This is a genomic window from Advenella sp., assembly GCF_052108595.1.
Lineage (GTDB): Bacteria > Pseudomonadota > Gammaproteobacteria > Burkholderiales > Burkholderiaceae_B > Advenella.
Genome location: NZ_JBQEAU010000035.1, coordinates 1 through 25,263, shown reverse-complemented (window position 1 = coordinate 25,263; position 25,263 = coordinate 1). Strand labels below are relative to the sequence as shown.

Below are 25,263 nucleotides of genomic sequence, written 5' to 3'. Positions count from 1 at the left end.
CGCTGCAGCGCCGCTACAGGCAGACATGCATGCATCATGTCTGTCATTTTTTCATTTATTATTGACGCCTTGCATGTGTCATACAACTTAGTCAACAGCAGGGCAGCGAGCATATTATGACAGTTCTGGACAAGAAAGCCATTCGTACCCTTCCCGAAGCGGCCATTGCCGCTTTTGGCCAGCGCTTCGGCGAGCGTTTCATTACTTCCATGGCCGTGCGTGAACACCACGGTACCGACGAGTCTCCGTATCCCGTGTGCCCGCCTGAAGCAGTCATCTTTCCGCGCGACACCGATGAAGTGGTCGACGCTGTCAAAATCTGCAACCAGTACAAAGTACCGGTCATTCCTTTTGGCATCGGTTCATCGCTGGAAGGGCACGTGTTGCCCATCGAGGGTGGCGTTACGCTGGACTTTACCGAGATGAACAAAGTGCTGGCCATCAATGCCGAAGACTTCACCGTGACTGTGCAACCGGGCGTTATTCGCACGCAGCTCAATGAGGAAATCCGGCACACGGGTCTGTTCTTCCCTATCGATCCCGGCGCTCACGCATCCATCGGGGGCATGACCAGCACGCGGGCTTCGGGCACCAATGCCGTGCGCTACGGCACCATGCGCGAGAATGTGGTCTCCATGAAAGTGGTGACGGCTGCGGGCAAGGTGATTCGTACCAGCAGCCGGGCCCGCAAGTCTTCATCGGGTTACGACCTGACCCGCCTGTTCGTTGGAAGCGAAGGCACACTGGGCATTATTGTCGAGGTTACCGTACGTGTATACCCGCAACCCGAGGCGGTGACAGCAGCCATCTGCAATTTCCCCACGCTGGAGTCTGCAGTGCAGTCGGTGATTGAAATCATGCAGTCGGGCGTGGCCATTGCCCGGGTCGAATTCATGGATACGCGGGCGGTCAAGGCAGTCAATGCCTACAGCAAGCTCACGCTCAAGGAAACACCGCTACTGTTGTTTGAATTTCATGGCAGCGAAACCGGCGTGCGCGAGCAGGCCGAGATCGTGCAGGAAATCGCGAAGGATAACGGCGGCATGGATTTTGAATGGGCCGAAAGGCCCGAAGATCGAAAACGCCTGTGGACGGCCCGTCATAATTCACACTACTCCGGCCTGCAATTGCGTCCTGGTTCGCGTTCGGTCGCGACAGACGTCTGCGTGCCGATTTCGCGGCTTGCCGAGTGTGTCAGTGAAACGGCCCAGGAGCTTGAGGGCATGCCCTTTCCGTACACCATCGTCGGGCATGTGGGCGATGGCAACTTCCATGTGCAAATGCTGATTGACCCTGATAGCCGCGAAGAATGGGAGATGTCTGAAGGCATCAATCGCCGGCTGGTATCGCGCGCCATTCGCATGGATGGCACCTGCTCGGGCGAGCACGGCGTGGGCATTCATAAAATGGAGTTTCTGAAAGAAGAACATGGCGAGGATGCATTGCAATTGATGCGGCTGATCAAGCATGCTTATGATCCGAACAATATTTTCAATCCAGGTAAACTGGTTTCCTGGGATGCGTAAATCACAATTGAACTAATGGCGCGGGTGGTTGCCAGCAGGTTGCTGCCCACGCCCGGCTCAAGATCACTCCCGTGACGCGGCGTTTATTCGAAGCGAACCCGTGCCAGGCGAGATTAATCACAAAGGAAATACTGTCGTGGATACACTTGCCATTCTCAAACGAGGCCCGGTCATGCCGGTCATGGTCATTCAGTCGGTTGACGAGGCCCTGCAGGTCACCCATGCACTGCTGGACGGGGGCATTAACACATTTGAAATCACACTGCGCACGCCCGCCGCACTCGATGGCGTGCGCGAACTGGTCAACGCATTTCCGCAAGCATTGATCGGCGTTGGCACGGTACGGGACGCAGATCAGCTGGAAGCGGCGCTGCAGGCCGGTGCACGCTTTGCGGTGTCGCCTGGCCTGCCTGCGGCACTGTTGCCGGCCCTGGCCGCAAACCGGGTGCCGTTTTTGCCAGGGGTTGCTACGCCGACCGAGGCCATGAACGCCTTTGATGCCGGCTTTGCCGCCCAAAAGCTTTTTCCGGCAGAGGCAGTAGGCGGGGTGCCATTGCTCAAGTCGCTGCACAGCCCCTTGCCCGATATTGTTTTTTGCCCTACCGGCGGGATTCATGCGGCAAACGCTGCGACTTATCTGGCACTGCCCAACGTCGCCTGCGTAGGCGGTTCCTGGCTGGCGCCCGCAGACCTGGTGCTGGCGGGCGACTGGCAAGGGATCACGGCGCTGGCCGCTACCGCATTGGCACAGGCACGCCAGGCCTAATGGCCTGATCCTGGGCCGCACGGCAGGGTGGCAAGCTCGCCGGTCTGCCACTGGTTGGCAGCTCGCCCTGATCCGCTTTATTAACCCTCCTTATTTTTCCGACAAAACAGCAGCCTGCCCGCGCGAGGTTGCTTATTGTCGCTACGCCCCACCCAATTTCATGCATGCGCCGACAAATTGGCGGTGCGCCTGGCGATCTGCGGCAGTGCCCGCCCTTCCTGAATTATCATTAGGTTGAAAAAGGTCGTGTTGCGAATATCTCGCAGCACAGCCACGGATGACACACAACAATATGGACGAGGCAGCATGAGCACAATTTCACTTTCTTCCCTGATCACCCTGGCACAGGACACACTGGCCGCCGCCGGCGCCAATCCGGCCATGGCCGAGACAACCGCCAAGGCACTGGTCTTTGCAGATGCGCACGGCATTGCCACGCATGGTGTATCGCGCGTACCCAGTTACGCGCTGCACCTGTCTTCCGGACGGGCCGACGGGGGAGCAGAACCGGAAATTGTGCAGGAAAAACCATCGGCACTGCTGGTTGATGCGCGCACCGGGTTGGCCTTTCCTGCATGCGAACTGGCCATTACCACGGCGATAGAAAAGGCAAAGCAGACCGGTATTTGCATTGCTGGCGTGACCAACAGCCATCATTTCGGCATGGCGGCCTACCATCTGGAGCCGGTGGCCCATGCCGGACTGATCGGGCTGGCCTTCAGCAACTCACCATCGGCCATCACGGCGTGGGGCGGCAAACGTCCGCTGTTTGGAACCAATCCCATTGCCGCGGCTTTTCCGCGCGAGCAGGCCGAGCCGGTGGTGATTGACTTGTCTTTGTCGCAGGTAGCCCGGGGCAAAGTCATTCTGGCCGCACGTGATGATAAACCCATTCCCGATGGCTGGGCGCTCGATAGCGAAGGCCGGCCCACCAATGATGCCAAGGCAGCCCTCAAAGGCAGTATGCAGGCTGCTGGTGGCGTCAAAGGGTCAATGCTGGCCCTGATGGTCGAGGTGCTCTGCGTGGCGCTTACCGGGGCCAATTTCGGCTACGAGGCCGATCCGCTTTACGATGACACCGGCAACGAACCCAGGCTGGGCCAGGTGTTCATGCTGATCGATCCGCAAGCCCTGGCCGGCCAGCAGACGTATTTTAATCGCCTGGAAGACCTGATCGCCGCCATGCTGGAAGATGACGGCGTCCGCCTGCCTGGCGCGCGCCGTCATGATCTGGCCAATAGGGCGCAAGAAGAGGGCCTCACGGTGCCCGACAGCCTGCTGGCGCAAATGGGGTATCAGTAATGCTGAAGTTTGCTGCAAACCTGTCCTTGCTGTACACCGAGGTGCCGTTCCTGGACCGCTACGCCCAGGCGGCGCAGGATGGCTTCAAAGGGGTCGAATGTCTGTTCCCTTATGATGAAGAGGCCGATGCCATCGGTCGTCGGCTGCAGGATCATGGCTTGCAGCAAGTGCTGATCAATGCGCCGGCGGGCGTTGCGGCTGCCGGCGAAAAAGGGCTGGCCTGCCTGCCGGGCCGTCAGGCCGAATGCCTGGATGGCGTGAAAAAAGCCATTGATTACGCGTTGATTCTGGGTGTGCCGCGCATCCATGTGATGGCCGGGATCGTGCACGACCAGGGGACGCATGCCGCCGCGCACGATCAGTATCTGGACACCCTGTCCAAAGCGGCCACGCTTCTGCAGGGCGCCGGTCTGGATTTGATGATCGAACCGATCAATCCGATCGATATGCCCGGTTATTTTCTGTCCCGCCAGGCACAGGCGCGCGAGGTGCTGGCGCAGATCAACATGGATAACCTGCGTATTCAAATGGATCTTTATCATTGCCAGCGCACCGAAGGCGATGTCACTCGTCATATTGGCCAATTGCTTGGCGCCGGGCAGCTCGGCCACATGCAGATTGCCGGCGCACCGGACCGGCACGAGCCCGATACGGGAGAATTGAATTATTCCTATGTGTTCAGGCAGCTCGAGACGCTGGGCTACGACGGCTGGATCGGCTGCGAGTATCGGCCGGCCCGCGGCACCCGAGACGGGCTCGGCTGGCTGCAGCGCTATTGGGCGTCTGCCGCAGCGGCGGCGCAGGCAGCCTGAACCTGACATATATATATTGCACAAAAAGGACACGGAATGAGTAAAACGAAACTGATTACCCTGCGTGCCGACCAGGCCGAGTTGATTGTCGCGCCTCATATTGGGGGGGCGATTTGCGGTTATCGGCATCACATTGATAACGTCATATGCCCATGGTTGCGCGACGCTTCTGCGCAGGCGATCGAGGAAGGTCTGGTCTCCGATATGTCCAGCTTTCCGCTGCTGCCCTGGTTCGGACGGCTGCGCAATGGCACATTCGAATTTGAAGGCCAGCGCGTGACCTACCCTTCGGCCAAGCCCGACTCGCCGCACAGCATCCACGGCATTGTGCGCAACAAGCCCTGGACCGTGGAATCACAGCAGGAAAATGAGCTGGTCATACGTTATACGCACGCGCCGGATGCCTGGCCCTACGCGTTTGTTGCCGAGCAGCGTTTCGTACTGGAGCCGCTAAGACTGAAAGTGCACCTGACGGTGACCAATACCGGCCACCGCGTCATGCCGGTGGGGATGGGGCACCATCCCTATTTCGTGCGTCATCCCAATACGATTCTGACAGCAGGGGTGGGCCAGGCCTGGATCAGCGACGAGGAGGTCATGCCGCTGAATCTGGTCATGCATCCGGATACCGATGCGCTCAAACAAGGCATTGCGATTGACCGGCATGTTTTCGATCATCCCTTCACTGCGTGGGATCACGTGGCCGACATCCACTGGCCCAACGAGCGACGAACCCTGCGCATGACCGCGACGCAGCCACTGGATTTCCTGGTGGTATATAGCCCGCCGGGCAAAGACTGGTTCTGCGCCGAGCCGGTCAGCAATACGTCCGATGCGTTTAATCTGAACGCCAGCTACGGCCCGACTCAGGTGGGCGGACAACCGCTGGAGCCGGGGCAATCGCTTACCTCGGTGATGACATTTGAAGTAGCCTTCAGTGACTAGTGCTGGTCAAGGCAGCCCGGGCAAGCAGTTACACGAATTGCCTATGGGCCAGACCCGTGTTGCCCCGATCGGTGCAGCAAAAAACATTTGCCTATTGGATTTTCCTGTTTTACACTTAGTGCAACCATTTGGTTGCACATGAACAGGAGGAGCACATGTCTTCAAACCAGATTGAAAAAAGCGTCACGCTCGCCGCGCCCGTCTCGCGGGTGTGGCGCGCCCTGACCGATGCGCAGGAATTCGGGCAGTGGTTCGGGGTCGCCCTGGAAGGGCCCTTCATCGAGGCCGGGACAGTTCGGGGCAAATACACTGGCCCATTGGACGAAGCGGTGATCAAGCAATATCAACGCCAGGCTGGCGTCGCACCAGCCCCAGTCAACCTGCCGCAAGAGTCTACGACGTTCTGCACGGTGCAGACGATAGAGCCAGAGCGATACTTCAGCTTTCGCTGGATCCCTTTCGGTATCGATGCCCAAGCCGATCCCCACAACGAGCCCACCACCCTGGTCGAATTTCGCTTGGAACCCGTTGCAGGCGGCACGCAACTTACGATTACCGAGTCCGGGTTCGACAACGTACCAGCACACCGTCGCGCACGCGCCTTCCTGATGAACACAGGCGGCTGGGAGGAGCAGGTTCGGAACGTGAAGCAATATGTCGAGCGAGATTGATCAAACCATTGCTGATGATCAGCACATTGCCGATGTGTTCTTTGCGCTTGGCGATGGCACCCGGCTTGCGCTGGTGCAGCGGCTGGTTGAACAAGGCGCGCAATCGGCCACACGCCTTTCGGTGAATGCGCACGTCACGCGCCAGGCCATCATCAAGCATTTGCTGGTCCTTGAAAATGCAAGGCTGGTGGTGCATGAGCGACGGGGTCGCGAGGTATTGTATGCGCTGGATCGGCAACGACTGGATCAAGCCCATGCCTTTCTGGGCGGCATCGCGGCCGGCTGGGATCGGGCCATCGGTCGCCTGCGGGACATTGTCGAGACCGGTCCGTCAGACAATTGAAACACACCCGAACCCATGGGCCGGCGGGTGGCGCCATTTATACCCTGGCACATTGCTGCAGGCCATTTTTTGCGCGACATTGCTGTCAGTATCGGTCTGCTCATGCACAGGCTTGCGGCCGGAACAGCTGCACCAGGCGTTGCATCTGTAAAAAAATGTTGTATAACGCATCAAGCACAATGTTTTCAATACCGGCCTTTTTGTCGAATCTTCTTTGAAACCGCCGTGTTCAGACAGCAAACCATATCGCAGTTCATTCACCTATGGTTAGCACTAATAGCAAATTGACGTGTTCGTAAGCATACTGTCCGCTACAAATGGCAGCGGGTGAACCACCTGCTTTCTTGCGGGTTTCACAAGACAAGAATATGACAGATCTAATATTAGAGACAAAGAAACTTACCAAGGAGTTCCTTGGTTTTGTGGCAGTAAATGCTGTTGATCTGCGGGTGGAAAGAGGGTCCATCCATGCGCTTATCGGCCCTAACGGTGCGGGCAAAACAACGTGCTTCAACCTGCTGACAAAATTTATCACGCCAACATCGGGTGAGATTTTTTTCAACAGTCAGAATATTACATCTGAAAAACCTGCTCAGATTGCACGCAAGGGGATCATTCGTTCCTTTCAGATTTCCGCCGTGTTTCCGGACATGACGGTACTTGAAAATGTACGCATCGGACTGCAGCGCGAAGAAGGCACCTCGTTTCATTTCTGGAAAAGCGATGCGTCGCTGAACCAACTCAATGATCGTGCCCGTGCACTTCTGGCAGAAGTCGATCTGCTCGATTTCCAGGATCATATTACTTCCAGCCTGCCCTATGGTCGCAAGCGCGCGCTGGAAATTGCCACGACGCTGGCGATGGAACCCGAATTAATGCTGCTGGACGAACCTACCCAGGGAATGGGACACGAAGACGTGGACCGCGTCACGCAATTGATCAAGAAAGTCAGTGCCGGTCGCACCATTCTGATGGTCGAACACAATATGAATGTCGTCTCCTCTATTGCCGATTGTATTACGGTGCTCGCGCGCGGAACCGTGCTGGCCGAAGGCGACTACGCAACGGTTTCAACCAATCCTGCCGTCATGGAAGCTTATATGGGCACAGCCGACGCCGCACTGCAGGGAGCGCACGCATGAGCGCCCTTGCCCTTGAAATAAAAGATTTGCACGCGTGGTATGGCGAGTCGCATATTCTGCACGGCGTAAATATGACCGTGCCCAAAGGCAGTGTGGTGACGCTGCTGGGCCGTAACGGCGCCGGCCGCACCACGACCATGCGCGCCATGTTGGGGCTGACCGGCAGTCGCAAGGGTTCCGTGCGGATTCACGGGGCAGAAGCCATCGGCCTGCCGACCCACAGAATTGCTCACCTGGGTATTGGGTATTGCCCGGAAGAACGCGGCATTTTTGCCAGCCTGAGTTGTGAAGAAAATCTGCTGCTGCCACCGCCGCTGAAAAACGACAAGGCCGCGGCCAACGCCATGTCGCTGGATGAAATCTACGCCATGTTCCCGAATTTGAAAGAACGTCGCAATTCACCCGGCACACGCCTGTCGGGCGGAGAGCAGCAGATGCTGGCGGTGGCGCGCATCCTGCGCACCGGTGCCGACATCCTGTTGCTGGACGAGATTTCCGAAGGGCTGGCCCCGGTCATTGTGCAGGCGCTGGCCCGCATGATTACCACGCTCAAGCAAAAGGGGCTGACCATTATCATGGTCGAACAGAATTTTCACTTTGCCGCGCCTCTGGCAGATCATTTCTATGTCATGGAACACGGTGAAATCGTAGAAGCTTTTCCGGCTGCACAACTGACTGCAAAACAGGATACGTTAAACGAGCTGCTTGGCGTTTAACGTTTCAATCAACAACAATTAATCATATCTATTGGAGAGTAACGATGAGACTCACAAAAAAACTTTGTGCGCTTGCTCTGGCCTCGCTGGGCACCCAGGCCATGGCTGCGGGCATTTCTGATGACGTCATCCGCATTGGTTTCATTACCGATATGTCAGGCGTCTATTCCGACATCGATGGCAAGGCCGGTGTGGAAGCCATCAAGATGGCCATTGAAGAGGCCGGCGGCGCGATCGACGGCAAGAAAATCGAACTGCTCACCGCCGATCACCAGAACAAGGCCGACGTAGCTTCGGCACGCGTACGGCAATGGATTGACCAGAACAAGGTAGACATGATTGTCGGTGGTACCAATTCGGCCACCGCCCTGGCTTCTGCAGCCGTTGCCGCCGGCAAGAAAGTGCCCTACATTGCCATTGGCCCCGGCACCACCGCCCTGACCGGTGCCAACTGTACGCCCTACACCATTCACTATGCCTACAACACCAAGGCGCTGGCCAATGTAACCGGTGGCGCCGTGGTCAAACAGGGCAGCACCAAATGGTTCTTCCTGACTGCCGATTACGCTTTCGGTCACTCGCTTGAAGCCGATACGACTACGGTGCTCAAGGCAAACAAGGCTGAGGTGGTCGGTTCGGTCAAGGTACCGCTGGGAACCACAGACTTTTCCTCCTACATGCTGCAAGCGCAGTCTTCGGGCGCACAGATCATGGGCCTGGCCAATGCCGGTGGCGACTTCATCAACTCCATGAAAGCCGGCAGCGAATTCGGTGTTTTCCCCGCCATCAAGCCGGCTGGACTGCTCGTGTTCATCAACGACGTTCACTCGCTTGGTTTGAAAACCACACAGGGCCTGTATCTGACGTCCGCCTGGTACTGGAATCAGGATGATGAGTCGCGTGCCTGGTCCAAGAAATTCGAAGACAAAGTCAAACGCAAGCCGTCTTTCATTCAGGCCGGTGACTATGCCGCAGTGGGTACCTATCTGAAAGCCGTGGCAGAAACCAAGACCGATAACGGCGATGAAATCATCAAGTGGTTCAAGTCCAACACGATCAACAACATGTTCATGAAAAACGGCGTGACCCGCAAGGACGGCCTGGTAGTGCATGACATGTATCTGATGCAGGTGAAAACACCGGAAGAATCCAAAGCGCCTTGGGATTATTACAAGGTTGTGGAAAAAGTTCCGGGCGATGAAGCCTTCGGACCGGAAAGCGAATCAACCTGCAAGCTCTGATCCTGCAGGCCTATCCTGGCAGGCGTACCAATCGGGCGTCTGCCGGATTCATGAATATTATTTAAACTGACGCAGTCATTGAAATATGATTACCATTTTTGGCATACCCCTTGCTGCTTTTCTGGGCCAGATTCTTCTGGGCCTGGTCAACGGCTCTTTTTATGCAGTGCTATCGCTTGGCCTTGCCGTGATCTTCGGCCTGCTCAATGTGATCAACTTCGCTCACGGCGCACTGTATATGCTCGGAGCGTTCGTGGCGTGGATGGGCCTGCAGTTTCTGGGCCTGAACTACTGGGTCATGCTGATTGTCGCCCCGCTCGTTGTGGGCCTGCTCGGCATTATTATCGAACGGCTGCTGCTGCGTCATCTGTACAAGCTGGATCATTTATATGGTCTGCTGCTTACTTTCGGCCTGACCTTGGTCATCGAAGGCATTTTCCGCAGCATGTACGGCGTCTCCGGACAACCCTATCCCACCCCCGAATCATTGCGTGGCGCAGTCAACCTGGGTTTCATGGTATTGCCCATCTATCGCGGCTGGATCGTCGTGGCCTCGATCATCGTCTGCCTGGTGACCTGGTACGTGATTGAGCGTACCCGCCTGGGTGCGTTGCTGCGCGCCGGCACTGAAAACTCGAAACTGGTGGAGGCGTTCGGCATCAATGTGCCCCTCATGGTAACCCTGACCTATGGCTTTGGCGTTGCCCTGGCCGGTTTTGCCGGCGTCCTTGCCGCACCGGTGCTGCAGGTATCCCCACTGATGGGATCGAATCTTATTATTGTCGTGTTCGCTGTTGTGGTGATTGGCGGCATGGGGTCCATCATGGGCTCTATTGTCACTGGTCTCGGACTGGGCGTTATCGAAGGGCTGACCAAAGTATTCTGGCCGGAAGCGTCCAGTACGGTCGTCTTCATTATTATGGCAATTGTCTTGTTATTGCGTCCTGCCGGACTCTTCGGGAAAGTGAAATGAACCGCCAACTGCTTGCCTTGCTGGTTTTTGCCCTGGCACTGGCCTTTCTGCCTGCTTTGGGTGTCTATCCGATTTTCGTCATGAAAATCCTCTGTTATGCGCTGTTTGCCTGTGCGTTCAATCTGTTGCTGGGCTATGTGGGCCTGCTCTCCTTTGGTCATGCTGCCTTCTTTGGTGGCGCCGGCTACGCCGCGGGCCACGCTATCAAGGTCTGGGGCCTGACGCCGGAACTGGGTATTATTTTTGGCGTCATCATCGCAGCCCTGATGGGATTGATCGTGGGCTGGCTGGCCATTCGGCGCAGCGGCATCTATTTCACCATGATTACACTTGCCATGTCGCAGATGGTTTTCTTCTATTTTCTGCAGGCGCCCTTTACCGGCGGCGAAGACGGCCTGCAAGGCGTACCGCGCGGCAAGCTGTTTGGCATGATAGACCTGAGCAACGATCTGAATCTTTACTATTTGGTAATCGTCATTTTCCTGATCGGTTATTTCATCTGCTGGCGCACCGTAAAGTCGCCATTTGGCCAGGTGCTGCATGCGATCAAGGAAAACGAACCACGCACCGTTTCACTCGGTTATGACGTCGACAAGTTCAAATTGCTGGCCTTTGTACTGTCTGCTGGCCTGGCAGGACTGGCCGGCGCCACCAAAACCCTGGTGTTTGTTTCAGCAACGCTGTCCGACGCCATGTGGCAGATGTCGGGCACGGTCGTTCTGATGACCCTGATCGGCGGCGTGGGCACCTTTACCGGACCCGTGATCGGCGCGCTGATCGTGGTGTTTATCGAGAACAAAATCGGCGAGATTGGACGCATGCTGGCCAGCTCTACCGGCATCCAGTGGTTTCAGACGCTGGGCGAGTCGGTCACCATTGTCATGGGGCTGATTTTTATTCTGTGCGTCATGGCTTTCCGCAAGGGTATTGTCGGTGAGCTGCTGGCCCTGCTGCCGGCAAATCGCAAGAAGCACTAGCCACCCTCTGCGGCAGAACCGCAAATGCCTGCAGCCCGCCTGAAATCGCTTCAGCGGGCTGTTTTATTTGCCGCTGATATATACAGGTGACCGGTTCGACTTGCGCTGGCCTGGGTTACTGGTCCCCGGGTGATGGGGTCATCGCGCGCATAATCCCCCCGCGACATACGGACTTATCCAGGGTGCATGGCCAGAACCATAAGTTTGCAAGGCTGCCCGTTTCGTGTTGTTCATACAGAACGGAAAAATCAGGGAGCGGTCGCGATCAGGATGGTGTACAAAATGCCCAATGGTGCATGACAGATGGGCACGACAAAATAAGGCAGCATGGCAAGATAGGATATCAGACAAATGAAACCGGCTCGCACGACTTACATTGTTCGATTGTTTCACATATGTGTAAGCCTGAAGGTATTTGATGTGCAATTGCCGGCAATCGCGGAAAGCGTGTCCATACCAGTTGTAATATCACCTATGTCGTATTGCTGAATGCCTGCTTAAACAAAGGCACCAAGGCATCACACTACTGCACGGTTACATGGCATCAATGTCTCCGCAATTACCCTAGGTTCAAATATTAGGGCTTGCTTCCAGTGCATGTTCCTTAATACTATCTTGTTTTAATTGAAGCCAAGTGCGCGCAATCGGCCACGGTGTTTAAATTAAATCCGCCAGGATCTCATCTGTAATGATGCCATCTCCGAGAATTCTATAACTAAGGAATGTCAATGAAAAAGCGTACCCTTTTTTCAGTTGTTACATCCGCCCTTTGCCTGAGTGCCGTAGCCGTGGGCTCTGCACAGGCTGCGGATTATCCAAGTAAACCTATCCGCGTCATTGTGCCCTTTGCACCAGGCGGCTCTACCGATATCGTCGCTCGTATTGTTACGACAAAAATGAGTGATATCCTGGGCAAACCCATGGTCATCGAAAACAAAGGTGGCGCAGGCGGTGCGCTGGGCGCAACTGAAGCGGCCCGCGCCAAATCAGATGGCTATACGCTGTCCATTGCCACCGTCTCCACCATGGCGGTCAATCCTGCGTGCAAACCTACCGGACTGGGCTACGATGCGCTGAAAGATTTCGCACCCGTGGTCAACTTCGCCAATGTACCCAATATCCTGGAAGTTAACCCCAAGTTTCCTTCCAAAGACTTCAAGGCTTTTCTTGAAGAAGTCAAGGCCAACCCGGGCAAATATTCCTATGGTTCTTCAGGCACCTGCGGCGTGTTGCACCTGTTCGGAGAAGCCTTCAAGCAAACCACCAAAACCGATATCGTGCACGTGCCTTACCGTGGCTCGGGCCCTGCCGTAACCGACGCTGTCGGCGGACAGATACAAATCCTGTTCGACAATCTGCCTTCATCATTACCCCAGATCCAAGGTGGCAACCTGCGGCCTATGGCAATCGCCTGGAAAGAGCGCTTGCCTGCCCTCAAAGATGTACCCACTTTCGCTGAGCTTGGTTACGAAAACCTGAATCAGCCTGTCTGGTATGGCCTTCTGGCCCCTGCCGGCACACCCAAGGAAGTGATCGATAAACTCAACAGTGTGGCTGTAGAAGCACTGAAAGATCCCAAAGTTGTTGAAGCGCTGGAGAAACAGGGCGCATTTGCTTCCGGTAACTCGCCTGAAGAGTTCGGCAAGGAAATCCAGCAACAATTCGATTGGGCCAAGGACGTCGTCAAGAAAGGCAATATCAAGCTCGACTGACGCAGCAGGCTGACCGTCAAGTGCAGTTGGGACTGGGCATCCCGGCTGCACCGTGACCGCAGCATTTCCTTGCGCAAAGTAAATTAAAAACGAAGGTTTAGTATATGCACATCAAAAGTCAACAGGATTTTTGGGCAGGAATCATGTTCATCGTTATCGGCGTGGGCTTTGCCCTGTTCTCCGGAGCGTATGACATGGGTACTCCAGCCCGTATGGGTCCGGGTTATTTTCCATTCTGGCTGGGCGTCTGCCTGGCTCTCCTTGGCGCTATTGTCTTTATGACCTCGCTGCGAGGCAAGCCTAAAGAAGACACCGACATCGGCCATTTCGACTGGGACATTCTTTTTCTGATCATCGGTTCAATTTCGATTTTCGGGCTCATGCTGAACCACTTGGGACTGTACATTTCCGTTCCATTGCTGATCATCTTCAGCAGCCTGGCCAGTCATGAATTCAGTCTCAAGATCGCGATTTTCAATGCCATTTTCCTCACGCTGTTCACCTGGCTGGCGTTCATCAAGGGGCTCGGCCTGATTTTCCCATTGCTGCCAGTCCCTTTCGGCGAATGGTCTCTGCTCGCGCAGATCTTCGTCCCTCTGTCACTCATCATTGCTGTTGTGACGCTGGCACGTCGTCTCAAAGGAAAATAACATTATGGAACTATTTGAACACCTGGCGCTGGGGTTTTCGGTGGCGTTCACGCCTGAAAACCTGCTTTATGCGCTGCTCGGTTGTATTCTCGGAACATTGATCGGCGTGTTGCCCGGTATCGGCCCTGTCCCTACCATTGCGATGCTGCTGCCGCTTACCTACGTTCTGCCTCCTGTTGCCGGTTTGATTATGCTTGCCGGTATTTACTACGGCTCTCAGTACGGGGGGTCGACCACGGCTATTCTGGTGGCGCTCCCGGGGGAAACCTCGGCGGTGGTCACGGTGCTCGATGGCCACCAGATGGCCAAGAACGGGCGAGCAGGCGCGGCGCTTTCGATCGCCGCACTGGGCTCTTTCTTTGCCGGTTGCTTTGCAACAGTCCTGCTGGCCGCGTTCGCACCACCACTGGCTGAGGTGGCCTTCAAGTTCGGGCCCGCCGAGTATTTCTCGCTGATGGTGCTGGGTCTGATCGGCGCCGTGGTGCTGGCTTCAGGCTCCCTGCCCAAAGCCATCTGCATGATTCTGCTGGGTCTGCTGATGGGTATGGTCGGTACCGATGTGAACTCAGGCGTTGCCCGCTTTGACTTCGGCATTCCCGAACTGCAGGATGGCATTGACTTTGCCGTGGTTGCCATGGGTGTTTTCGGCCTGGCCGAAATCATGAACAATCTGGCGCAAAAGGAAAACCGCGTCAATATTACTGACAAGATCGGCAGCCTGTATCCAAACAAACAGGAATTCAGGGAAGCGGCGCCCGCCGTTCTGCGCGGTACGTTGCTGGGCTCCTCGCTGGGTATCCTGCCCGGGGGCGGTGCTGTGTTGTCGTCCTTTGCCTCCTATACCATGGAGAAAAAGCTTTCCAAGAATCCGGAACGCTTCGGCAAGGGCCATCCCGCCGGTCTGGCCGGCCCTGAGTCTGCCAACAACGCCGCTGCACAAACTTCGTTCATTCCCCTGCTCACACTGGGTATTCCAGGTAACGCCGTAACAGCGTTGATGGTGGGTGCGATGACCATTCACAATATTCAGCCTGGTCCTCAGGTAATGAGCAGCAACCCCGATCTGTTCTGGGGTCTGATCGTGTCCATGTGGATCGGTAACATGATGCTGGTGATTCTGAATCTGCCACTGATCGGTCTGTGGGTCAAGCTGCTCAAAGTGCCCTACCGCATGCTATTTCCGGCCATTGTGCTGTTCTGCTCGATAGGTGTGTACTCGTTGAACTATAACGTGTTCGATATCTATGTGATGGCTATCTTCGGTATCATCGGCTATTTCTGGAGCAAACTCAAATGCGAGGGTGCGCCGCTGTTGCTGGGACTGGTATTGGGCCCGATGATGGAAGAGAACTTCCGTCGTGCCCTGCTGCTGTCACGAGGTGATTTCACTACCTTTGTCACACGGCCGCTGTCCATGTCACTGCTTATCGCAGCAGCCATTCTGGTTGTGATCGTGGCCATCCCGTCGATCCGCAAGAAACGCGACCAAACCTTCGTCGAAGAAGATTAACCCCGCGTTCTGAAAGAATAATCCCCGCCCGGGTCTGTAGTTAAAAACAACAGGATCCGATCAGGCGGGGATTTTTTTGTCTGTCTCTGTTGGGAACAATGGCCTGGACAATAAAGCCGATGGCCTGAAAATTACAGCAATAAAGCGTGCCAACCGCCAGGTGAGCACGCTTTATTGTTTCTTAACAGATGCCAACTGCCTTATTGCATGCAAAGCAGCGTTGCCGTATTTTTATGCGACGTACGACGATTGCCAGCGTCATCGTGTCTGACTGGCAGGCAAAAAATGGTTCTTTTCGGAGGAGGACCGTTCTAATGCATGCCGGTTCAGAAAAACCGGCATGCGCAATTACAGCGACCAGCCGCCATCAATAATCTGCGTGGTGCCGGTGGTGTAAATGGATTCATCGGACGCCAGATACAAGGCAAGATAAGCGATCTCTTCAGGACGGCCGACGCGGCCAATAGGCTGGCGCGATACAAAGTTGGCACGCATCTCATCTTCAGATGTGCCGTATTTCTTGGCCTGGCCGGCAATCCGGTCCTTGAGTGATGGCGATTCCACGGTGCCCGGGCAGATTGCATTGCAACGGATGCCCTGGCCGACGTAGTCGGCTGCCACCGCCTTGGTCAGCCCGATAACCGCCGCTTTGGTCGTACCGTAGGCAAAACGGTTGGGCACGCCTTTGACGCTTGACGCCGCAGAGGCCATATTGATGATGGATCCCTGTTTTTTCTCCAGCATGTCGGGCAGGAAGGTGCGAATCATGTGATACATGGAAGTCACGTTCAGATCAAAGGAAAAATCCCAGTCTTTGGGTTCACATCCCAGAATATTGCCATCATGCACATACCCGGCGCAATTGAACAGGGCATCCACGCCGCCGATTTCCTTGTGCAGGGCTGCAATCTGCTCGGGTTTGGTTACGTCCAACTTGCGCGTTTCACAACCCTTGAGTTCAGCCAGCAGTGCTTCGTTGATATCGGTGGCATATACTTTGGCGCCTTCGCTGACGAACAGTTCCGCTGTCGCCCTGCCTATGCCCTGGCCTGCTGCGGTGATAAGTACGGTTTTTCCTGCCAGACGTTGTCCCATGGGGGATCCTCCTTGCGTTTTCATTAATAAAAGTTGTTTTGATATATAAACAAAGTTATCTTACCGGAATAGTTGGAGCGCTTCAATCATCGCCGTCTTTCTGTCTCTGAGGATTTACCCCAATGCCCGGCCGGTCCTTGGCAAAACCTCGTATACTCAGGCATCACTTTTATTAGTAAAACACTTATTTTATGACTGGAAATACGTCCGCCGCCAACCCATCGCGTTATTCGGCGCCCGCGCTGGAAAAAGGGATGGCCATCCTTGAAGTGCTGAGCGAGAGCACCCATGGCTGCACCATGAATGAACTGAGCGCCAGGCTCGCACGCTCGGTCAGTGAAATTTTCCGCATGGTGATTGTGCTGGAAAAACTCGGCTATATTGCCGCAGATGCAAGCGATCGCTACACGCTGACACTGCGGCTGTTTCATCTGGCCCATCGGCATTATCCGGTTCGCCAGTTGACCGAATGCGCCGTTCCACTGTTGCAGGAGCTGGCCGTGCACAGCCAGCAGTCCTGTCATCTGAGCATTTACCGCCAGGGCAGACTGGTGATCATCGCCCAGGTGGACAGCCCGGCCAGATGGTCACTCAGCCTTAAACTGGGGACCGAAATGGGGTTGGGCGATACTTCGTCGGGGCAGGTGCTGCTGGCCTTCTGTGATGACGAGGAACGCGCGCGCATGCTGCAGACCCACGTGCCGACAGATGGCGAACTCATCCTGCCCGAGGAGCAATTACGCCGGCAACTGGCCAAGGTCAGGAAAGCGGGGTATTCGGTCATGAAAAGCCGACAGATCCAGGGCGTGACCAATATTGCTGCGCCTGTGCGCAACGAGCACGGACAGGTCATTGCCGCCATCAATGTGCCACACATCGCCCGTATCGATGCCTTGCAGGCCCCCTCGGCAGAGGCCATACGCCCGATGCTGCTCAATACCGCAGAGCGCATCTCGCGCCGGCTGGGCCATGAATAACGCGCTGTTGGCGTACAAGATGGAGCCAGCAGCACGAACCTGCAACGCAGAACGCTTACCTTGATCGGGGATCACCGCAAGACACGGCTGCGCATCGGTTGTGGGTGTTGTCGCCAAGTTTCTTTGTATCGACTTGCAGGCTGCGCCCGTAACAGATTCTCTCGGATCCGAGAACAGGGGAGCGGTTTGGGACGAGTCGAAACAGGAAAGAAGCGGGGCAGGAAAGAAGTGGAGCAGGAATGGCGTGTCGGCACAGACAGTATGTGTCAGTGAGTATGGAAAGGGACTCTGTCGCCAGCCGTACCTGCTGCGGCAGAGTCCCTGTTGCACTGGCTGGTTACTGGGCCAGTTTGTAGGCCATGACGTAATCGCCCAGTTTGGTGCCGACCGAACCATGGCCGCCGGCAACCAGCACGACCATCTGCTCATTTTTGCTGTTCAGATAAGTCATGGGGGTTGCCTGTCCGCCAGCTGGCAGCCGGGCGTTCCACAATACCTTGCCGGTCGTCAGATCATAGGCCCGTAGATAATCATCTACGGCAGCGCCCATGAAGACCACGCCCGAACCGGTGATCATCGGGCCGCCAATGCCCGGCACACCCATTGTAATGGGCAACGGCAGCGGTGACAGGTCGGCAATCGTGCCGTTTTTGTGTTGCCATGCCGTCTGGCCGGTGCGCAGGTCTACCCCGGCCACAAAGCCCCACGGTGGTTGCTGGCAAGGTACACCCAGAGGCGACAGGAACGGATGCATATTGACTGCATACGACGCACCCTCATTACTGTTAACGCCCTGTTCGCCCACGTTCATCTGCACATCTTTACCCAGTTCTTCCTTGGGCACAAGCTGGGATACGAACGCCAGTTGCAGGGGCATGCCGAACATGACCTGGCGTTTTGGATCGACAGCGATTCCGCCCCAGTTAAAGGCGCCGAAGTTGCCCGGATATACAATCGTTCCTTGCAGTGAGGGCGGCGTGTACTGGCCTTCGTAGCGCAGGGACTTGAACTGGATGCGGCACCACAGCTGATCAAACGGCGTACCACCCCACATTTTGCCTTCGGTCAGGGGATCGGGCTTGAAGTTCAATGCCGACTCCGGTTGTGTCGGCGCGCTGTGTTCACCTTCGATCGTGCCTTGTGGCGCCTTGACTTCGCGTACCGGCAACACGGCCTCGCCGGTACGGCGGTCCAGAACGAATATATCACCCTGTTTGGTGGGCACAACCATTGACGGCACGACACCCTCGGCGGTGTTGATGTCCATCAGGCTAGGCTGGGCGGGCGAGTCCATATCCCATAGATCGTGGTGAATGAACTGGTGAACCCATTTGGCCTGGCCGTTGTTCAGATCCAGTGCGACCACCGACGATGCATATTTTTCCTCATGCTCGTTGCGGTACTGGCCGAGTTGATCCGGTGTGCGGTTACCCATGGGGAAATACACCAGACCCAGCTTTTCATCGACACTGCCGACAGACCAGCTGTTGGGCGAGCTTACCGTGTATTTCTGATCCGGATTGTTCGGATCAAATGGTGCAGTATCGTCGGGGTTGCCCGAATCCCAGTTCCACAACAGCTTGCCGGTGCGAGCGTCATAGGCCCGGATCACGCCGGAGGGCGAGTTGATATCATAGTTGTCATTGACTGCGCCAGCCACCACGATTTTGCCATCGGCAACCACCGGTGGGGAGGTGGAATAATAATACCCGTGCTGCTTGAAGGGCATGTTGTGGGTCAAATCAAGTTCACCGTTATCGGCAAAATCCTTGCAGACTTCGCCTGTTTGCGGATCCAGCGCAATCAGCTTGGCTGTGGCGGTTGGCAGAAACAGACGGGTGCTGCAAGCGGCGCCAGAATCGGCTGTTGTCACAGGCACAGCGGGGGCGGGTGTCGGGCTTGTCGCATCGGCCTGGCCATTGTCGGCGGTTGCCGTTGCGGTATCACCTGCTGTCGACGCTGCAGCGCCCGTTGCGGCGCCATCACCGGCCCAGTAGGACAGGCCGCGGCAGGTCTGATGCTGGCGCTGGCCATCGGCCACCACATCGGCCTTGTATTCCCATTTTTTCTCGCCGGTATCGGCGTCCAGTGCAATCGCCCAGTTATGCGGCGTGCACAGGTAAAGCGTATTGCCTATCTTGATTGGCGTTGCCTGGTAGGTGAACTCATTGGTATCGCCTTCAAGCTTGACATCGCCTGTCTGATAGGACCAGGCCAGTTTCAGCTTGCTCACATTGTCCGGTGTAATCTGGTCCAGCGGCGAATAGCGCTGGCCGTAACCCGTGCGGCCATAGGCGTGCCAGTCGTTATCCCCGGTGTGGGCGTTGTTGCCCATGTCCGGCTCTGCGCTCACTACGGCATCGGGCAATTGACCGTCGATTTCATGCGTTGGGTTGGCGATACTGCCCAGTGTGCCGATCGCAATTACGACTGTTATAACAGCAAGTACAGCTTTGGAGTTGGTGGCCTCGTTTGCGGCCATGCGACGATCGGACTCAAGACGGCTGCGCAGCGGGCGTGCAACGCCAGGCAACAGCAGGATAAGGCCGAGAATCAGGAAAAAACCCAGACGGGCAGCCAGCGGCCACCAGTCATAGCCGGATTCGAAAAACGCCCATACGGCCGTGCCAATCAGGAAGGCAGCGTATAGCACAAGAGCGAAGGGGCGGCGCTTGAACAGAAGAAATGCCGTAATCAGCAGGACGATACCCGCAGACACATAATAGATGCTGCCTCCAAGTGACAACAGCCAACCGCCTCCGACGGCAAGTGCCAGGCCGGAAAGTAGCGTGAGTAATGCCGCGATGGCGTTCATGATCTGCTCCGTTTGTTGATAATATATTTGTCATAGACACTATGCTCACTTACAACATGTCCTGAAAACAAAGCAGCAGGCATGGCCAGCACCGTGTCAAATCCGATTTTGTCATTCTAGCACCGCTGTATGTCAAATAACCGGGTCGTGAGCACGGACATTCGTTCCCATATGTTAATTGGCATGGGCCGCAACGGCCATAAAAAACCGGCACCCCTTTCGGGGCGCCGGCAATACACAATATCATTTTGACCAGGCTGCAAGAACCCGGTCAGGCGTCATCAGACCTGGGTAATGAATTTGGTTACCAGATAACCGTCAAAGGTTTCGGTACCGCCTTCACTGCCGATGCCGCTGTCCTTGACGCCGCCAAACGGCGTTTCGGGCAGGGCAACGCCGAAGTGGTTGATGTTGACCATGCCCGCTTCGATTTCATTGGATGCCTTGGTGGCGGTCTGCAATGATGTGGTGAACACATATGAAGAAAGGCCGAAAGGCAGGCTGTTGGCGCGCTTGATCACTTCGTCCGTATCGGAAAAACGCACCACCGGCGCGATCGGGCCAAACGGCTCTTCGGTCATCAGGCGGGACTCGTCACTGATATTGGTGACCACGGTCGGTGGGAAGAAGTATCCCTGGCCGCCCAGCGGATCGCCGCCCAGTTCAATGGTCGCGCCCCCCTTGCGGGCATCTTCGACGAAAGAGGAAATGGCGCCGACACGACGCTCGTGAGCCAGCGGTCCCATTTCCGTGTCCTTGGCGGTGCCATCGCCTACCTTGACTCCTTTGAGGGTCTCGACAAATACCGACAGAAACTGGTCATAGGCCTTTTCCTGTACGTAGAAACGAGTAGGGGAGATGCATACCTGGCCAGCGTTGCGGATCTTGAATTTGGCCAGCATTTTGGCGGCTTTTGGAATATCCGCATCGTCAAATACCAGCACCGGAGAGTGCCCGCCCAGTTCCATTGTGATGCGTTTCATGTGGGCGCCAGCCAGTGCGGCCAGTTGCTTGCCCACGGGAACGGAGCCGGTGAACGACACTTTGCGTACGATCGGCGAGCGGATCAGGTAATCGGATACTTTTGGCGGATCGCCCCAGACAATGTTCAGGATGCCCTTGGGCAGGCCGGCGTCGTGGAAAATGCGGGCGATGGCCATCACGGCACTGGGCGCGTCTTCCGGACCTTTCAGGATGATGGTGCAGCCTGCGCCGATGGCTGCGGAAATCTTGCGGATCGCCTGATTGAATGGAAAGTTCCATGGAGTGAAGGCAGCGCATACGCCAATGGGTTCGCGCACGACAAGCTGGCGTACGGCCGGGTTGCGTGGCGGCACGATACGGCCATAAATGCGGCGGCATTCTTCGGCATGCCAGTCGCAATGATCGGCGCAGCTGACAATCTCGCCTACGGCCTCGGCCAGTGGCTTGCCCTGGTCTCGTGTCAGGTTCAGGCCAATATCCTGTGCCCGTTCACGAGCCAGTTCAGCGGCCTTGCGCAAAATGGCCGAACGATCCATGGGAGAGCTATGTTTCCAGGTCTGGAAGGCGTGATCGGCTGCTTTGAGGGCGCGATCCAGATCTGCTTCGCTGGCATGCGGCAATTGCCCAAGCACCTCGCCGGTAGCGGGGTTGACGACATCCTGCGTGGTACGACCGTCTCCTGAAAGAAACTCACCATCAATGTAAAGACTGAGTGCTTCATACTGGCTCATTACTTATCCTTTCTGTGTCTGTGGTATTTACATAAAAATGCGCCGCACCATCGCACGCGACAGTACCGCATAGGGTTGGTTTTTTTTATATTCTTGTGCCTATCCCGATAATAAACGGACTGGCGCAATTTTGCATGCGCAGCAGGCAGTAATGAAATATTTTTCATCTGATCATATTGCGGGTAAACCGAAAAAGTCGCTCTTCGCGCTTATCTGCGTCAGTTGCCAGGTCGTGCAAGTCAGTTGCAGTTCGCGGCGCCAGGGTTCATAATCGCCCCATCCAATCTCCTTCTGCTTCCCGGGCTTATGGCTTGTACTGTATGCCTGTGCTGTATCGTAACAATGAGAATATTACTTGTAGAAGACGAACCGTCCCTGGCCAAATGGCTTGCCAAAAGCCTGGCGCGCTATGCGGGGTTTATAGTCGAATGGGCAGACGACGGGCTGTTGGCGGTGCGACGCCTGGAGCTGGAGGAGTACGATGCGGTGATTCTGGACCTGGGCCTGCCGGGGCTGGACGGCGCCGGTGTGCTGGCGCGCATGCGGGCACGCGACGATCGCACGCCCGTGCTGGTATTGACTGCGCGCGACTCACTGAACCAGCGCATTGATTTACTGCATCAGGGCGCCGATGATTTTCTGGCCAAGCCTTTTGAGGTGGGCGAGCTGGAAGCGCGCCTGACAGCGCTGATCCGGCGCAGCCGTGGCAAAAGCCGCCCGCGGCTGCTATTGGGTAATCTGTCGCTGGATGCGGGCCTGCAGCAGTTTTATCTGGCCGATCAGCCGCTGGCCCTGTCGCCCCGGGAAACCGCCGTACTGCGCGTGCTCATGCAACGTAGCGGCGAACCGGTGAGCAAGCAGTCCATTCTGGATCGGGTAGTGGCCGACGACAAGGAAGTCAATCTGGAAGCCATTGAAGTGATCGTGCATCGCCTGCGCAAGAAACTGGCCGATAGTGGCGCGCAAATTGTCACGGTGCGTGGCGTGGGCTACAGCCTGGAAGCGTTGGCGGCACAGGCATGAAGCTGTTTTCGCGCAGCCTCAAATCCATTTTGCTATGGCTGCTGGTGCCGGCGCTTTTGCTCACCATGCTGACCGCCCTCGGCTTGTCCAGTAAGGACCTGCGCAAGCAAATCACGGTGGCCTACGATCGCTCCCTGGTCGGCGCGCTCAATTCACTGAACCATAACATCTCGACCGAAAGCGGTGGGCTCTCGCTGGAGCAGCCTTACACCCTGCTGGAGTTTTACGAGCTTACGGCCAATGCTGACGTGTTCTTCAAGATCGCCGCCGACGACGGCCTGTCGGTCATCGGCAATGCAGATCTGCCGATGCCGGAGGTAGCCCTGGAGTCGGGCAAAGCCTATTTTTTCGATACCGATTATTTGGGCGAGCCGGTACGCTCGGTGGTCATGGCGCGCGAAGCAGTGCCGCCCCTGTATGGCGATAAAAGCGTGCGCATCATCATCCAGGTGGCCGAAGGCATTGGAGACCGGGAGTCCTTTATCAACCGCATGTTATGGCGCTCGGTGGGCCGGGATCTGCTGCTCATTGCGGTTGTGATGATCATTGTGATCGTTGGCATTATTTTCGCCGTACGGCCGCTGGAGCGCCTGCGCTACGAGATGCGTTCGCGCACCATCAATGATCTGCGGCCCGTGAGCACAGAGGGGATGCCCAAAGAGGTCAAGCCGCTGGTCAATGCGATCAATCAGCACATGCAGCGCTATACCGAGCAGGCGGACCGCCAGCGCCAGTTCCTGGATGACGCCTCGCATCAGTTGAAAACGCCGTTGGCCGTGCTCAAGACACAGCTGGATTACGCCTTGCGCGAATCAGACCCGCAGGAAGTGCGCGAGGTGCTGCTGTCCATGAATGAAGGGGTGGATCGGGCCATTCGCATGACCAGCCAGATGCTGGCGCTGGCGCGCGTGCGCGATTCGCTGGATACGCAGGTATGGCAGGACAGCGCCCCGGTCAATCTGGGTGAACTGGTCAATGAACTGGTCCGGGATTTGTGGCCGGTCATACGCGAGCGACGCATTGATCTGGAAGTCATACCGTCCGATACCCCGCTGTACGTGCGCGGGGTTGCCTGGCTGTTGCAGGAAGCGCTGCGCAACGTGCTGGATAACGCCATTCGTTATTGTCCGCGACAGGGGGCGGTAGCGATTTCGCTGGAGCGCCAGGACGATACCACGGTCCAGGTCGTGGTCGAAGATAGCGGGGCTGGGATGTCCGAAGAAGACAGGCAGAAAGCCGGTATCCGTTTCCGGCGGGGCAAGGCGGGCAAGCATTTGCCTGGCGCTGGCCTGGGACTGGCCATTGTCAGCACCATCCTGCAAATGCATCAGGCCCGGATGGTGCTGGAACCTGGTGTACGGCTCAAGGGCTTGCGTGTGCGCTTAGTGTTTACCCTTAATTTGACGCCTTAAACGGCATTGCCGCCGCATTTGAAAGGCAATCGAAAGGTTCCATCTGTAATGTACGCAGAGTTCCCGTGGTCCCGTGTGTTGTGGCGGTTGCGCAACGCGCAGGACAGGTTTTTGCCAGGCTCTAGCGTGCGCAGGTGCGCCAGAGCAATGGGCAGAACCGGACGGCAACGGCTGGTCAGGCTGCAGGCCCGGCCAATTCCTACCATTTAATTATAAAGATGAGACTAACCATGCGTTCTTCTTTCCTGTCCCGAGTCTTCGGTACTTCTGTCATTGCTGCCCAGCTTGCGATTGCACCGGCCGCGTTTGCCGACGAACCCCGTCGTCCTGAATGTATTGCACCGGCGCAGCCTGGTGGTGGTTTTGACCTGACCTGCCGTCTGGCGCAGGAAGGTCTCAAACAGAGTGGCGCGCTCAAAGCCCCGATGCGCATCGTGTATATGCCCGGTGGTATCGGCGCGGTCGCGTACAACAACGTGGTTGCGCAAAAACCGTCTGAAGGCGGCAATATCGTGGCGTTTTCCGGCGGCTCATTGCTCAATCTGGCGCAGGGCAAATTCGGCAAGTACAACGAAAACGATGTACGCTGGCTTGCTGCTATCGGCACCGATTACGGCGTGGCTGTTGTGCGCAATGACTCTCCCTATAAAGACCTGAAATCACTGATGCAGGCGTTCAAGGATGACCCGACCAAGATCGTGCTTGGCGCCGGCGGCACCGTTGGCAGCCAGGATTGGATGAAAGCGGCGCTTACTGCCAAGGCTGCGGGGGTGGATTACAAGAAAATGCGTTTTGTCGCCTTTGAAGGGGGCGGCGAGTCTGTCACCGCACTGCGTGGCGGCCATATCCAGGCCTATATGGGTGATGCGGCGGAAGCCTTCACCATGCTCGAAGGCGGCGCGCCCATCAGAGTGCTGGCCGTATTCAACGACAAACGTCT

At 56.5% G+C, this 25,263-nt stretch carries 21 protein-coding genes and 1 pseudogene; 19 read left to right on the top strand and 3 right to left on the bottom strand.

Annotation, left to right across the window (positions count from 1 at the left end; all coding sequences use genetic code 11):
* Positions 1 to 116: 116 nt before the first annotated feature.
* From ACTIKR_RS08440 to ACTIKR_RS08370, 15 genes and pseudogenes are all read left to right on the top strand, one after another.
* Complete coding sequence (locus ACTIKR_RS08440) at positions 117 to 1,526, top strand: FAD-binding oxidoreductase (RefSeq protein ID WP_442327604.1); 1,410 nt, start codon at positions 117 to 119, stop codon at positions 1,524 to 1,526.
* Between the two features lie 136 nt (positions 1,527 to 1,662).
* A complete protein-coding gene (locus ACTIKR_RS08435; RefSeq protein WP_193090001.1) occupies positions 1,663 to 2,292 on the top strand; it encodes a bifunctional 4-hydroxy-2-oxoglutarate aldolase/2-dehydro-3-deoxy-phosphogluconate aldolase in 630 nt (209 codons plus the stop codon).
* 306 nt (positions 2,293 to 2,598) lie between these two features.
* On the top strand, positions 2,599 to 3,594 hold the full coding sequence (locus ACTIKR_RS08430) for an Ldh family oxidoreductase (RefSeq protein WP_442327603.1): 996 nt from the start codon (positions 2,599 to 2,601) through the stop codon (positions 3,592 to 3,594).
* Positions 3,594 to 4,406 (top strand): 2-oxo-tetronate isomerase, encoded by an 813-nt coding sequence (gene otnI / locus ACTIKR_RS08425; RefSeq protein WP_442327602.1) that lies wholly within the window; start codon positions 3,594 to 3,596, stop codon positions 4,404 to 4,406. The genes ACTIKR_RS08430 and otnI overlap by 1 nt, the downstream gene beginning before the upstream one ends.
* A 36-nt stretch (positions 4,407 to 4,442) precedes the next feature.
* A complete protein-coding gene (locus ACTIKR_RS08420; protein ID WP_442327601.1) occupies positions 4,443 to 5,351 on the top strand; it encodes an aldose 1-epimerase in 909 nt (302 codons plus the stop codon).
* A 155-nt stretch (positions 5,352 to 5,506) separates the two neighbouring features.
* Positions 5,507 to 6,022, top strand: a complete 516-nt coding sequence (locus ACTIKR_RS08415; protein WP_193090005.1) for an SRPBCC family protein — start codon at positions 5,507 to 5,509, stop codon at positions 6,020 to 6,022.
* Entirely contained in the window at positions 6,006 to 6,365 is a 360-nt protein-coding gene (locus tag ACTIKR_RS08410) for an ArsR/SmtB family transcription factor (RefSeq protein ID WP_193090006.1), read from the top strand. The genes ACTIKR_RS08415 and ACTIKR_RS08410 overlap by 17 nt, the downstream gene beginning before the upstream one ends.
* A 368-nt stretch (positions 6,366 to 6,733) precedes the next feature.
* Complete coding sequence (locus ACTIKR_RS08405; protein WP_193090007.1) at positions 6,734 to 7,507, top strand: ABC transporter ATP-binding protein; 774 nt, start codon at positions 6,734 to 6,736, stop codon at positions 7,505 to 7,507.
* Positions 7,504 to 8,223: an ABC transporter ATP-binding protein gene (locus ACTIKR_RS08400; RefSeq protein WP_193090008.1), complete on the top strand. Its 720-nt coding sequence runs from the start codon at positions 7,504 to 7,506 to the stop codon at positions 8,221 to 8,223. Before ACTIKR_RS08405 ends, ACTIKR_RS08400 begins: the two co-directional genes overlap by 4 nt.
* A gap of 44 nt (positions 8,224 to 8,267) precedes the next feature.
* Complete coding sequence (locus ACTIKR_RS08395) at positions 8,268 to 9,464, top strand: ABC transporter substrate-binding protein (protein ID WP_193090009.1); 1,197 nt, start codon at positions 8,268 to 8,270, stop codon at positions 9,462 to 9,464.
* Positions 9,465 to 9,549: 85 nt separating this feature from the next.
* Entirely contained in the window at positions 9,550 to 10,437 is an 888-nt protein-coding gene (locus ACTIKR_RS08390) for a branched-chain amino acid ABC transporter permease (RefSeq protein WP_193090010.1), read from the top strand.
* On the top strand, positions 10,434 to 11,414 hold the full coding sequence (locus ACTIKR_RS08385) for a branched-chain amino acid ABC transporter permease (protein ID WP_193090011.1): 981 nt from the start codon (positions 10,434 to 10,436) through the stop codon (positions 11,412 to 11,414). Before ACTIKR_RS08390 ends, ACTIKR_RS08385 begins: the two co-directional genes overlap by 4 nt.
* A 722-nt stretch (positions 11,415 to 12,136) precedes the next feature.
* Entirely contained in the window at positions 12,137 to 13,126 is a 990-nt protein-coding gene (locus ACTIKR_RS08380) for a tripartite tricarboxylate transporter substrate binding protein BugE (RefSeq protein WP_193090012.1), read from the top strand.
* 104 nt (positions 13,127 to 13,230) lie between these two features.
* Positions 13,231 to 13,677, top strand: a pseudogene (locus ACTIKR_RS08375) (tripartite tricarboxylate transporter TctB family protein); the annotation flags it as partial.
* Between the two features lie 103 nt (positions 13,678 to 13,780).
* Positions 13,781 to 15,286: a tripartite tricarboxylate transporter permease gene (locus tag ACTIKR_RS08370; protein WP_193090014.1), complete on the top strand. Its 1,506-nt coding sequence runs from the start codon at positions 13,781 to 13,783 to the stop codon at positions 15,284 to 15,286.
* 348 nt (positions 15,287 to 15,634) lie between these two features.
* Here the strand turns inward: ACTIKR_RS08370 and ACTIKR_RS08365 are convergent, their stop codons facing one another.
* Positions 15,635 to 16,381, bottom strand: a complete 747-nt coding sequence (locus tag ACTIKR_RS08365; protein WP_442327600.1) for an SDR family oxidoreductase — start codon at positions 16,379 to 16,381, stop codon at positions 15,635 to 15,637.
* A gap of 191 nt (positions 16,382 to 16,572) precedes the next feature.
* Between ACTIKR_RS08365 and ACTIKR_RS08360 the strand changes: the two genes are divergently transcribed.
* A complete protein-coding gene (locus ACTIKR_RS08360) occupies positions 16,573 to 17,358 on the top strand; it encodes an IclR family transcriptional regulator (protein ID WP_442327599.1) in 786 nt (261 codons plus the stop codon).
* 337 nt (positions 17,359 to 17,695) lie between these two features.
* Here ACTIKR_RS08360 and ACTIKR_RS08355 read toward each other — a convergent pair whose 3' ends face one another.
* Complete coding sequence (locus ACTIKR_RS08355; protein ID WP_442327598.1) at positions 17,696 to 20,173, bottom strand: membrane-bound PQQ-dependent dehydrogenase, glucose/quinate/shikimate family; 2,478 nt, start codon at positions 20,171 to 20,173, stop codon at positions 17,696 to 17,698.
* A 281-nt stretch (positions 20,174 to 20,454) separates the two neighbouring features.
* Positions 20,455 to 21,888, bottom strand: coding sequence for an NAD-dependent succinate-semialdehyde dehydrogenase (locus ACTIKR_RS08350; RefSeq protein ID WP_193090018.1), 1,434 nt, complete (start codon positions 21,886 to 21,888; stop codon positions 20,455 to 20,457).
* Positions 21,889 to 22,230: 342 nt separating this feature from the next.
* On the opposite strand from ACTIKR_RS08350, the gene ACTIKR_RS08345 reads away from it, so the two are divergent.
* The 3 genes from ACTIKR_RS08345 to ACTIKR_RS08335 all read left to right on the top strand — a co-directional run.
* Positions 22,231 to 22,911 (top strand): response regulator, encoded by a 681-nt coding sequence (locus tag ACTIKR_RS08345; protein ID WP_193090019.1) that lies wholly within the window; start codon positions 22,231 to 22,233, stop codon positions 22,909 to 22,911.
* A complete protein-coding gene (locus ACTIKR_RS08340) occupies positions 22,908 to 24,323 on the top strand; it encodes a sensor histidine kinase N-terminal domain-containing protein (protein WP_442327597.1) in 1,416 nt (471 codons plus the stop codon). Before ACTIKR_RS08345 ends, ACTIKR_RS08340 begins: the two co-directional genes overlap by 4 nt.
* A 230-nt stretch (positions 24,324 to 24,553) precedes the next feature.
* The coding region (locus ACTIKR_RS08335; RefSeq protein WP_442327596.1) for a tripartite tricarboxylate transporter substrate-binding protein at positions 24,554 to 25,263 on the top strand (710 nt) is incomplete at its 3' end.

What these genes read in the sequence shown, in the direction of transcription:
- ACTIKR_RS08430 (WP_442327603.1), top strand. Translation starts at nt 2,599, where the DNA reads ATGAGCACAATTTCACTTTCTTCCCTGATCACCCTGGCACAGGACACA.
- ACTIKR_RS08365 (WP_442327600.1), bottom strand. Translation starts at nt 16,381, where the DNA reads ATGGGACAACGTCTGGCAGGAAAAACCGTACTTATCACCGCAGCAGGC.
- ACTIKR_RS08345 (WP_193090019.1), top strand. Translation starts at nt 22,231, where the DNA reads ATGAGAATATTACTTGTAGAAGACGAACCGTCCCTGGCCAAATGGCTT.
- otnI (WP_442327602.1), top strand. Translation starts at nt 3,594, where the DNA reads ATGCTGAAGTTTGCTGCAAACCTGTCCTTGCTGTACACCGAGGTGCCG.
- ACTIKR_RS08370 (WP_193090014.1), top strand. Translation starts at nt 13,781, where the DNA reads ATGGAACTATTTGAACACCTGGCGCTGGGGTTTTCGGTGGCGTTCACG.
- ACTIKR_RS08390 (WP_193090010.1), top strand. Translation starts at nt 9,550, where the DNA reads ATGATTACCATTTTTGGCATACCCCTTGCTGCTTTTCTGGGCCAGATT.
- ACTIKR_RS08350 (WP_193090018.1), bottom strand. Translation starts at nt 21,888, where the DNA reads ATGAGCCAGTATGAAGCACTCAGTCTTTACATTGATGGTGAGTTTCTT.
- ACTIKR_RS08440 (WP_442327604.1), top strand. Translation starts at nt 117, where the DNA reads ATGACAGTTCTGGACAAGAAAGCCATTCGTACCCTTCCCGAAGCGGCC.
- ACTIKR_RS08360 (WP_442327599.1), top strand. Translation starts at nt 16,573, where the DNA reads ATGACTGGAAATACGTCCGCCGCCAACCCATCGCGTTATTCGGCGCCC.
- ACTIKR_RS08340 (WP_442327597.1), top strand. Translation starts at nt 22,908, where the DNA reads ATGAAGCTGTTTTCGCGCAGCCTCAAATCCATTTTGCTATGGCTGCTG.
- ACTIKR_RS08410 (WP_193090006.1), top strand. Translation starts at nt 6,006, where the DNA reads ATGTCGAGCGAGATTGATCAAACCATTGCTGATGATCAGCACATTGCC.
- ACTIKR_RS08355 (WP_442327598.1), bottom strand. Translation starts at nt 20,173, where the DNA reads ATGAACGCCATCGCGGCATTACTCACGCTACTTTCCGGCCTGGCACTT.
- ACTIKR_RS08395 (WP_193090009.1), top strand. Translation starts at nt 8,268, where the DNA reads ATGAGACTCACAAAAAAACTTTGTGCGCTTGCTCTGGCCTCGCTGGGC.
- ACTIKR_RS08400 (WP_193090008.1), top strand. Translation starts at nt 7,504, where the DNA reads ATGAGCGCCCTTGCCCTTGAAATAAAAGATTTGCACGCGTGGTATGGC.
- ACTIKR_RS08420 (WP_442327601.1), top strand. Translation starts at nt 4,443, where the DNA reads ATGAGTAAAACGAAACTGATTACCCTGCGTGCCGACCAGGCCGAGTTG.
- ACTIKR_RS08385 (WP_193090011.1), top strand. Translation starts at nt 10,434, where the DNA reads ATGAACCGCCAACTGCTTGCCTTGCTGGTTTTTGCCCTGGCACTGGCC.
- ACTIKR_RS08415 (WP_193090005.1), top strand. Translation starts at nt 5,507, where the DNA reads ATGTCTTCAAACCAGATTGAAAAAAGCGTCACGCTCGCCGCGCCCGTC.
- ACTIKR_RS08405 (WP_193090007.1), top strand. Translation starts at nt 6,734, where the DNA reads ATGACAGATCTAATATTAGAGACAAAGAAACTTACCAAGGAGTTCCTT.
- ACTIKR_RS08380 (WP_193090012.1), top strand. Translation starts at nt 12,137, where the DNA reads ATGTCAATGAAAAAGCGTACCCTTTTTTCAGTTGTTACATCCGCCCTT.